Annotated in this window: 9 protein-coding genes; 3 read left to right on the forward strand and 6 right to left on the reverse strand. The window is 45.4% G+C overall.

The genetic code is table 11. The annotated features are described in order from the left end of the window. The 5 genes from F6K52_RS25875 to F6K52_RS25895 form a co-directional block, all read right to left on the reverse strand. Positions 1-1,491, reverse strand: a 1,491-nt coding sequence (locus F6K52_RS25875) for a dynamin family protein (RefSeq protein ID WP_293084946.1), incomplete at its 3' end; no start/stop codon positions are given. Between the two features lie 991 nt (positions 1,492-2,482). Further along, positions 2,483-4,357, reverse strand: coding sequence for an alpha-amylase family glycosyl hydrolase (locus F6K52_RS25880; RefSeq protein ID WP_293084950.1), 1,875 nt, complete (start codon positions 4,355-4,357; stop codon positions 2,483-2,485). A 75-nt stretch (positions 4,358-4,432) separates the two neighbouring features. Beyond that, positions 4,433-4,591 carry a hypothetical protein gene (locus tag F6K52_RS25885; protein WP_293084954.1) on the reverse strand — a complete coding sequence of 53 codons (159 nt, stop codon included), beginning with the start codon at positions 4,589-4,591 and terminating at the stop codon, positions 4,433-4,435. Continuing rightward, positions 4,578-4,910 (reverse strand): DUF5615 family PIN-like protein, encoded by a 333-nt coding sequence (locus F6K52_RS25890; RefSeq protein ID WP_293084957.1) that lies wholly within the window; start codon positions 4,908-4,910, stop codon positions 4,578-4,580. Before F6K52_RS25890 ends, F6K52_RS25885 begins: the two co-directional genes overlap by 14 nt. Continuing rightward, on the reverse strand, positions 4,907-5,221 hold the full coding sequence (locus F6K52_RS25895; protein WP_293084960.1) for a DUF433 domain-containing protein: 315 nt from the start codon (positions 5,219-5,221) through the stop codon (positions 4,907-4,909). The genes F6K52_RS25890 and F6K52_RS25895 overlap by 4 nt, the downstream gene beginning before the upstream one ends. A 285-nt stretch (positions 5,222-5,506) precedes the next feature. Between F6K52_RS25895 and F6K52_RS25900 the strand changes: the two genes are divergently transcribed. Both F6K52_RS25900 and F6K52_RS25905 read left to right on the forward strand, forming a co-directional pair. Continuing rightward, entirely contained in the window at positions 5,507-6,145 is a 639-nt protein-coding gene (locus F6K52_RS25900; RefSeq protein ID WP_293084963.1) for a hypothetical protein, read from the forward strand. Between the two features lie 43 nt (positions 6,146-6,188). Further along, complete coding sequence (locus F6K52_RS25905) at positions 6,189-8,597, forward strand: TOMM precursor leader peptide-binding protein (protein ID WP_293084966.1); 2,409 nt, start codon at positions 6,189-6,191, stop codon at positions 8,595-8,597. Between the two features lie 38 nt (positions 8,598-8,635). On the opposite strand, the gene F6K52_RS25910 is transcribed toward F6K52_RS25905, so the two are convergent. Beyond that, positions 8,636-9,088, reverse strand: a complete 453-nt coding sequence (locus F6K52_RS25910; protein WP_293084969.1) for a helix-turn-helix domain-containing protein — start codon at positions 9,086-9,088, stop codon at positions 8,636-8,638. Positions 9,089-9,310: 222 nt separating this feature from the next. Between F6K52_RS25910 and F6K52_RS25915 the strand changes: the two genes are divergently transcribed. After that, entirely contained in the window at positions 9,311-9,502 is a 192-nt protein-coding gene (locus F6K52_RS25915) for a hypothetical protein (protein ID WP_293084972.1), read from the forward strand. The last annotated feature ends 182 nt before the right edge of the window (positions 9,503-9,684 follow it).

Raw genomic sequence — 9,684 nt, forward strand, 5'->3', positions numbered from 1 at the left:
TCTGAAACCAGTCAGATAATCCTGAGCTGCATCACTTAAGGCTTGGGCTACTTGATTGTCATAAGAGTCAGCGGATGAATTTGACTTATCTTTCTTTGCCCCTTTACTGAGGATATAGCTAGCTCCTCCAGCCATAGCTGCGCCCACTTTACCTTTTAAAGCCAAACGGATTCCAGTAGCAAGAGCAATTGGGATAACTGTCTTTAACTCCTCGGAAGAGTCGGCAGGCTCAGGTATAATAACTTGGGGAGTATCGGGAACAGAAATGATTAGCTTACCAGGAGACTGATGCTCAAAAAACTCACAAGCTTTATCAACCCATTCCTGGATTGCTTGTTGATATTCATCGATGTCTTGTTGGAATTGTGCTTGCCAACTGCTAAATTCCCCTTGCTGAAGTGCTGTGGCAAGTGTTGATTGATAGCGTTCTAACAGTTTGGGCAAATACAGCCAACTCTCGAAGTCAGAAACAGCGGCTTGGAATCCTTGTTTAATTAATTTATGAGCTTTTTGTTGCAGCTCAAGCTTAGCCTGATCCTTCTGTTTGGCAGTTTCTAATTCTGAGTTGATGACTTGGATTTTAGACTGTAGTGCTGCTTTAACTTGAGTTGCGATCGCATCCACACGATCCAGGCGAACCGTTGTCTTTTCTCGTTGAGCAGCTACCATGCTTTGCAGTGCTGATTCAAACATCGCCAATCCCGTGGTGTGTGCTTGATCAGATAATCCTTTTAGTCTAGCTCTCAAAGCCGGTAGGGCATCAACGCGATACAAGTTACTAACAGTATTCGGTAATTCCGACCGAAAACTTTCGGCTACAAACCGTAGCCTAGTCTGGACTTCTTTTTGCTGATCAGGTTCCAATAAATTCAGGAAATTGACCACAAAAACAACAGTCTTGATTCCTCTATCTATTAACCAGTCTCTCAGGTTTTCCCGCTCACCCAAAGTCATGAGCTGGCGACCATCCAGCACTTGAACGACTAAATCTGCTGTTAGCAGTTGGTCGCGCACTAATTTATCCTGAGCTTCCCGGTCATTTGTTCCTGGTAAATCCAAGAATTCTACACCAGTTTTTAGGAAGGGATGGGGACAGTAAACGTCTACCGAAGCGACATCAGAGCGCATACACCGTTGCTCATCGAGGATAGCATAGCGCTTGAGGACCTTTGTGCTATTTTCACTAATTTCTGTGCCATCAGTCAGGGTAATTCGAGTATGCAATTCTTCTCCATATCGGATATGAATCGCAGCCCCTGTAGTGGGAATTAGACCAATGGGCAAAGTCCGCTTTCCTAGCAAAGCATTGAGCAAGGTGGATTTGCCATAATTAAACGGACCAAAGACAGCAATCCTAAATGTGGGATTTTCTAGATGGTCGCACAGGGCAATTACATCCTTTCGCAAGGGTGAGTCTTGCTCTATATCAAGCAGACCGATAGCAGACCTAAGAGAATTAGCAACAGACTGATAGATTTGCTGATCTTCCATGATAAGTTGTGTTAATTAATTGGTCTGTGGTTCGACTCCTCGACTTGAACCCAGCACTGCGCACTATAGTAATTACAGTATAGCCAAAAAAAAATAGAGAGCCGTTGGTGTGACTCTCTCGATCATCAGGGTGCATCTACTGATCTAAGTATAGCAAGATAAATGTGGGGTGCAACCCCTCATCCCTTAAGCCGAGCAAAATGTTACAAAACTTAATAGTGCCCATCGGCTTAATGATTGGGATGAAGCGTACGCACCGCTTCAAAGCTATAAATTCAAATACGTAAAGAACTGTTAAGCCATCTCAAAAAAAAATAGAGAGCCGTTGGTGTGACTCTCTTGATCATCAGGGTGCATCTACTGATCTAAGTATAGCAAGATAAATGTGGGGTGCAACCCCTCACCCCTTTAAACGATCAAAATGTTACAAAACTTAATAGTGTGCATCGGCTTTCACGGGGTGACAAGGCAATTGAAAGTCATACAGGTGTTAGGTTTTAGGGGTTAGGTGAAGCGTGAAGAATGTCCGTTTGGGTATGGATTGATTAAAACTATCATTTCACGGGTACGTACTCCCAAAGCAAGCACCAGTTGACGTGAAACCCTTGACTTCAAGCACCATCAGAACTGTTCAGCTATCTAAAAAAAAATAGAGAGCCGTGCTTGTGACTCTCTCGATCATCAGGGTGTATCTACTTGATCTCAGTATAGCAAAATAAATGTGGGGTGCAACCCCTCACCCCTGAAAGCGATGCAGCGCGGTCTTGGGGAGGCAGCGCGGTCTTGGGGGTTCCCCCGGAGACGAAACCTGATTACGTTGAGCCTTTATGGTTGGTCGGCTATGCAGAAAAAGGGTAAAACTTATTGATTAAGGCTCAACTGTCTTACGGTAACTTCTAACCATGAGCGACTGCCGTGGTTTCCCCCATGAGCGACTGCATCAAGACACCGAGCAAAATATTATGGTCGCTAATCATTTCCGGTAGAATACCTAGCCCAAAATCATCATGCCACTAGGCGGTAAGTCAATCCTGACCGTTGCCCTACCCTGGTCATGTTGAACCATTACGGTTTGATTCTGGGGTGGATGGCGTAATTGAGAGTTACTCCAGTAACTGTTGTAGAGCAGAGTAAGGGTTGAGCCGTGGGGGTGTAGTGAACCATCAATGGTGACGTATGCACCACGGTTTTCAGTGCCATGGGTGTTTAAAACCACCAGAATTTCTTGATTGTAGAGAATCCTTGACCAAGCAATTAATTCTCCAGCATCAGGAATAGCAAAAGGTTTGCCGAGATAGGAGGTTTCTCGGAGGTATTGACGACCGCCACGTAGGGTTTTACCAATCAGATCTGGTCGATTCCGGAGGTTTGCGATCGCAGAAATTCTGAGATAACTGGGATGGTCTGGGTCAAAGAAGTGACAGCCACTGGTTTCAAATGCCCCAAAGCTACCGCCAAACATCGATTCACGAATATAGCGATCGCTATTTGAAATGTTGCCATACTCATTGATTGCTTCAACACTAGGGTCATGGCGGTTTTCTGTGCCATCAAATGCTTGTTCAGTACCGTAATAGATACAGGGTATACCCAACGTGGTCAGTTGCACCCCTACCGCATGGGCTATTTGCTGGTATTTACTAGGAATAGAGTTATTAGCAGCAAACCGATGCTTGCGATCGCGTCCGACCATATCATGGTCATCTAAGATCGAAACATGATACCGTCCCGTTTCCCGGTGGCTACCAAGGATATTATGATCCTCAAATTGACCAAAAAACTCCCTTGGCGGTGTTAATCCTTTTACCATCTGTGCTAATCGCTTTGTGGGTTCCCCAATATCAAGCACAGCATCCAAGTTGCGACCAAATACTTCTAGGTAGTTGCGGGACATATGAGCCCCATCGGTTACTTCTCCCACCAGTAGGATGTTCTGCTTACCAATCGATTCTGCATATTCCCGGATAGCACCACAAAAACTACGGGAAACTTCCCAAGGAATATGCTTAACGGTATCAATACGAAATCCATCGCAGTCACTTAGGGCAATCCAGTATTGATAGACTTTTATAATCCCTGCTAACACTTCCGGTTTAGCGACATTAATGTCTTTTAAATCAAAGAAATCCCCTCGGCGAAATTCTAGATCCGGATGCAGTTTGTCTTCCCAAGGGTCTGCACCCCATTCGTTAATATGACCAGCACGAGTGTACCAATCCATGTTTTGAAATTCTTGAGGCCATACCCCATCAATTTCTGTAGTAATTTGGGGAATTGCTTTACCCGTGCCAGAACGCCAACTATGAAATGGATAGGGGGGTTCAAAACGGTAGGGAAGGGTAGAATGAGGATTATCATTCTCGTCTTTGTAGAAAAAGTTATTTCCACTGTGGTTATAAATGATGTCTAAGATCACATACATTTCCCGCTCATGGGCAGCATCCACTAAATCCCGTAAATCCTGACGGCTGCCAAATCGAGGGTCAACCTCTAGGAAATTTTGAATCCCGTAGCCGTGATAGGTGTCTAGTTCAATCCGTTGTCGCCAAACTGGACCAATCCAAAGGGTAGTAACACCTAATTGTTTCAAGTAGTCCAATTTACTCTCGATTCCCTTGAGGGTACCCCCTTGAAACCGTTTTCCCTGGTTCATCCAGTCACCTTTATGTTTGGCTTTAAATTGGTTTGGGTTACTACGGTCAAACTGTTTCCGTTCTGCTTCTAACCCATCACTGAATCGGTCAGGTAGCAGAAAGTATAGAATCTGGTCTCGCCAAGTAATGGGACTGGGATAAACATTGCCCCTCGGTTGCAGGTTAGCCTCAGCGAGGGTTTGGGGAGAGCATGGTTCAACTGGAGTGGACACGATGGAAACCTTTGGTGAATCGATGTTCGCTTCTTTAACGGTATACACCAGTAGATAATTATATTCCGCAAAAGATTAGTGGGAGTGGGGAATCGGGAGTGGGGAGTCGGGAGTCGGGAGTCGGGAATCGGGAATCGGGAGTGGAAAGCGCACCGAGGGAGTAGGAATAACAAAATTGAATGGTGTTGCTGAATTTTGAATTGATAATGACGAAGGAAACTCACATAAATTCAATATGATTTTGCATTTCCTCTGGCTGCAATACTTCCCAAATCAAAGTTAGTGTACCTATGATTTCTCCTATTGAGCGTCGATTAGGACTGCAATAAGCAATTCCAGAATGAGTTATTCCAGTTTGATGAAGCACAACAAAGTCGTCATCGTGAGTCACCAGAACTCGTTGTTGCGATGTTGCAAAAGCAAGCTGTTCCTGATCAGAGGCAGCAATCAGTCCAACTTCTGAGGTTGTCGTTACTTCAATTCCACGACGACGCAAACCTTGAGAGATGGCATTGCTAACACTTTCATCCAAATGAAATCGGATTTTGGTCATTGCCGATTCTGAAGTTTTTGCTGCAATAGAGACGGTGTTTTAGCTTGTACCGCTTGTACAAACGCTTCCCCAGCCTCAATATCCTGTCTGATTTCTTCTTTATGGTCGTGGTAGTAAGCCAGTGCTGCATAGACATCTGACAGGGTAATGCTAGGATGGTGATAGAGAATTTCATCCGGTGACATTCCCATAGTTTCGTGCCAGATCACAATATCTTGAACTCGAATCCGATGTCCGGCAATCCGAGGTTTACCGCCACAAACCCCCGGAGTAATTTCAATATGTTCTGAGATTGTTGGAATAGTTGCCATTGGGAGAGTTAAACGTCACTGAAATAGGAATTACGTTACGGTAGCATTATTATTGAATAGCACACTTTGCCTTCTGTTTGCGTTCCCGTAGCGTCGGGGTTTGCCCGAATCGCATTCACAGTATAGCATGTCAGGAAATAGTAAAAAAAAATAGTTAAAAAAGGCAATAAGCCCATTTTTCATAGTAATCAAGTAGACAATATTTTACCCCAATTACCGATTCCCGATTCCCGATTCCCGATTCCCGATTCCCTACTCCCTACTCCCTACTCCCTTCCATAGCTCATGTCTTACAGTCAATTTACTATTCAAAAAGTATTCAAGGATTTTGACTTAACCTTAATCGAACAAGGGAATATTTTTGAAAGCGATAGCGATCGCCTAATTTCTCCTAGTCCTTATTTAGCGGAATTTATCACCCAAAATTACCAACTAGCGATCGCATTGAATACGGAAAAAGCCCGATCAGAACTTTTGATATGTCCAGTATTACTCGCAGTTAGAGAATTCCATAAAAACCAGGTTAGCTTGTTTTCTGGGGAAGAGTTTAATGTTGATCCAGAAGTGGGATTAAATGGTACCTGTGATTTTATTATTAGTCTGTCACCGGAACAGTTATTTGTTAAAGCCCCGGTAGCCGTTATTATAGAAGCCAAAAAAGAAGACCTGAAAGGGGGATTAGGACAGTGTATGGCCGCAATGGTAGCAGCTGCTCGGTTTAACCAACAGCAGAATAATGGTAATGGTAATGCGTTCGCGGAGCGTGGCCTACGGCCAATTGCAACGGTTTACGGTGCCGTAACCACTGGTACGTTATGGCGATTTCTGAAATTGGAAGAAAAAACAGTAACCCTCGACCTGGCGGAATATTTGCTCCCTCCCATCGAACCTATTCTCGGGAAATTGGTGCAGATGGTGGCATAGGATTAGGACTTAGATCAATTCTGGTTGAATACCCATAATTAATATGGAACCACTCTTACAAATCCGTCCTCATTATCGCGTTGAAATTATTGAACCCAATCATGTTTATCTATTGGCAGAAAACGCCACCCACGCTTTAACGGGAGAATTTTACTGTCATTTAATGCCGTTGCTGGATGGTCAGTATACCTACGAGGAAATTTGTGAACGACTAACCGACCACGCTGACCGAGACCAGGTGGCTTATGTAATCGAAAATTTGTATGACAAAGGGTACATCGCTGCAAAGGTGCCTGAATTGTCAGACGCTGCTGCTGCTTTCTGGAGTTTGCTGGGAGTAGAACCCCAAACTGCTTATGATTGTTTGCGGCAAGTAGTAGTTTATGTCACTGCTGTGGGGAATGTTCCAACTCAACCCTTGACCGATAAACTCACAACCGTTGGCATTCAAACCCAACCCTGGACAGGTAAACCCCCAGTCACAGATTTACCCACTCTGTTAGTAGTGCTTACCGATGACTATCTGCAACCGGAACTAGCTCAGATTAATCAAGTCGCCCTAGATACTAACCAAGCCTGGCTGTTGGCGAAACCAATCGGAGGACTGTTGTGGTTTGGTCCGATCTTTGAACCGGGAATAACTGGCTGTTGGCAATGTTTGGCCCATCGTCTGCGGGGCAACCGGGAGGTAGAAGCGTCGGTGCTGAAGCAGAAGGGAAAGGCGGGAAGTGTCGCAGAAGTAGGGAACAGGGGCGCGCATCAACCTGCCCCCCTAACCCCCCAATCCTGGGGGGAACAAGCCCCGCAAGCAAGCCAACTTAAGGGAGAAAGTGTTGAGTTTGGTCAGGTGACCGGGTGTTTGCCTACTTCCAACGCTTTCCTCAGTTCTACCTTAGAGACTGGCGTGAATTTAGTTACCACGGAAGTGGCGAAATGGATTGTGCAACTGGGGGTAGAGGAAACAGCTAACTTGGCCACCTTGGTGGGGAAAGTGATTACCCTCAATCAAACTAACCTTAGCACTGAAACCCATCAGCTCCCCCATCGTCCCCAATGTGCTGCTTGTGGGAATCCGCAACTTTTAAGCGATCGCGCTCATCAACCGGTTAGCTTAGTCAATCGTAAAAAGCAATACACTACCGATGGCGGACATCGTGCCTTTACTCCCGATCAAACCCTGAAACGGTACCAACACCTGGTTAGTCCCATCACCGGAGTTGTCAGTGCCTTAATCCGTTCCTCTGACCCAGACAGTGCCCTGCTCCATACCTATCATGCTATTCATAGTTACGGTGCTGCCACCAATAATTTGAACCGTTTGCGTCGTATGTTGGGTCATAAAAGTGCTGGCAAAGGGAAAACTGACCGTCAAGCCAAAGCCAGTGGGTTCTGTGAAGCCGTTGAACGCTATTCCAGTATCTATCATGGGGATGAACCCCTGATTGTTTCTACCTTAGGGGAGTTGGGAGATACTGCTATTCCTCCCGAACAGGTGATGCAGTTTAGTGAGTATCAGTACGCTCACCGAGAAACCTTGAACAAAGCCAGAGTGGATCACAATTGGGTGCCGCAACGGTTTGATAGCAGCCAAGCCATTGAATGGACACCAGTTTGGTCTTTAGTTACACAAACCCATAGCTATCTGCCCACCGCCTTCTGTTATTACAACTATCCTGCATCAAAGGATCATCACTTCTGTTCTGCTGACTCCAATGGCAATGCTGCTGGCAATACCTTGGAAGAAGCAATTTTGCAGGGGTTTATGGAATTGGTGGAACGGGATAGCGTGGCGATTTGGTGGTACAACTCCCTGCAATGTCCGGGAGTAGATTTAGCCAGCTTTGATGACCCCTATCTGGTAGAGTTACAACAACTATACCGCGATCGCAAACGTGACTTGTGGGTGCTGGATATTACCAGTGATTTAGGCATTCCCGCCTTTGCTGCCATCTCAGCCCGCACCGATCAGGAACAAGAAGGGATTATTGCTGGGTTTGGTGCCCATCTCGATCCTCGGATTGCCATTTTACGGGCAGTAACAGAAATGAACCAACTGGGATTTCATGTGGATGAGGTGGAACCCAGTAAAACCGGGTCTTGGGAAGAATGGAATAAGCATAATCTAAACCGCAAAGACCATCCCTACATAGTTGCCAATCCTGACATTCCCCTCAAGCTTTACAGTGACTATGCTCAACAGTGGAGTGATGATATTTATGAGGATGTGATGACCTGTGTCAAAATTGCCCAGTCCGCAGGCATGGAAACCCTAGTTCTAGACCAAACCCGCCCGGATATTGGCTTAAATGTGGTCAAGGTGATTGTACCAGGGATGCGCCATTTTTGGGCAAGATTCGCCCCCGGTCGGTTGTATGATGTCCCCGTTAAGTTAGGCTTGTTCGCGGAACCCTTAACAGAAGATCAACTTAATCTGATCCCGATGATTTTGTAGTTCAGGGAACAGGGAACAGGGAACAGGGAACAGGGAACTCAGCTAGTAGCCGGGAAACTGCCACCGATGAAGTGAATATCACTGAAGGTTTCGATCCACAGACGAGCGCCACAATCGAGGGGATGATCTGGCTGATAGACAATCTTACAAGGACCGAGGATTTCGACTTCGTTGCCGTAGAGATTGGTGCCCTTTCGTTTTACTGAAATCACTGGCTTCCGCTCTTTAGGGCTTTTCTTCATATTCGAGCCAATGTGATTGCGGTTGACATTAATCTTAGCTAAAGCTGGGGGACGACTAGTCTGCCATTTGCCCTTCGGTCCACGGGAGCCTTTGGTAATTTGTGGCAAATGGTTGAACAGAGGAATAATCCAGAATTTCCCACTTTTATAAGCACCCCTGACCCTACCCTTCTCTAGGAGTTGGCGCAATCGCCGAGACGAAATTCCTAACAGAGATGCGGCTTCAGTACTACCAACACACTTGTTCATCAGTGGACTCTTCCTTAACTATTCCGATAATACTAGTTTAATGAAAAAAAAGAGACTTGACAATTTTGTTACAAAAATTTAAAAAATATGTTATAATAAAAGTTTATTTGTGCTAAAATAGAATCGTGGTCGTTAAACGTCCACGGGAAGAGCCAGCCAACGGATTTTGCGAGGCCGGTGTGGCTGGCTCTTGGTCCCCCAGTACAAGGAGATACATAGATTATGACTTACCATCAGCGCCTACACCCATGGGTGATTATTAGGCTGCTATCGAAGATGCAACGGGTCGTTGTTGCTCGTTTCCGCAAGCGTTCCGATGCCGAAGGCCATTTAAAGGCTTTGAAACGGTTGATGCCGGATGCTGAATTTATTATTGTTTTTGATCACGGCCAGCCTATAGAAGAAGAGTTGTAAGGGATCAGCTATCAGTTATTAGCTATCAGCTATTAGCGATTAGCGCTACGCGAACAGTTAATGCGCTACGCGCACGCTACGCGAACAGTACACATAATTCAAGTAAGGTGGGCAAAGTTTCATTCTCTACAATACTGATTTCAACCAAACTTTTTTTGCCCACCCTACAAGCTACAACTTAG

This window comes from Moorena sp. SIO3H5 (assembly GCF_010692395.1).
Lineage (GTDB): Bacteria > Cyanobacteriota > Cyanobacteriia > Cyanobacteriales > Coleofasciculaceae > Moorena.

Coding starts and splice junctions, on each gene's coding strand:
- F6K52_RS25900 (WP_293084963.1), top strand. CDS start 5,507: ATGTCTTACAGTCAATTTACTATTCAAAAAGTATTCAAGGATTTTGAC.
- F6K52_RS25905 (WP_293084966.1), top strand. CDS start 6,189: ATGGAACCACTCTTACAAATCCGTCCTCATTATCGCGTTGAAATTATT.
- F6K52_RS25895 (WP_293084960.1), bottom strand. CDS start 5,221: ATGGCAACTATTCCAACAATCTCAGAACATATTGAAATTACTCCGGGG.
- F6K52_RS25915 (WP_293084972.1), top strand. CDS start 9,311: ATGACTTACCATCAGCGCCTACACCCATGGGTGATTATTAGGCTGCTA.
- F6K52_RS25910 (WP_293084969.1), bottom strand. CDS start 9,088: ATGAACAAGTGTGTTGGTAGTACTGAAGCCGCATCTCTGTTAGGAATT.
- F6K52_RS25890 (WP_293084957.1), bottom strand. CDS start 4,910: ATGACCAAAATCCGATTTCATTTGGATGAAAGTGTTAGCAATGCCATC.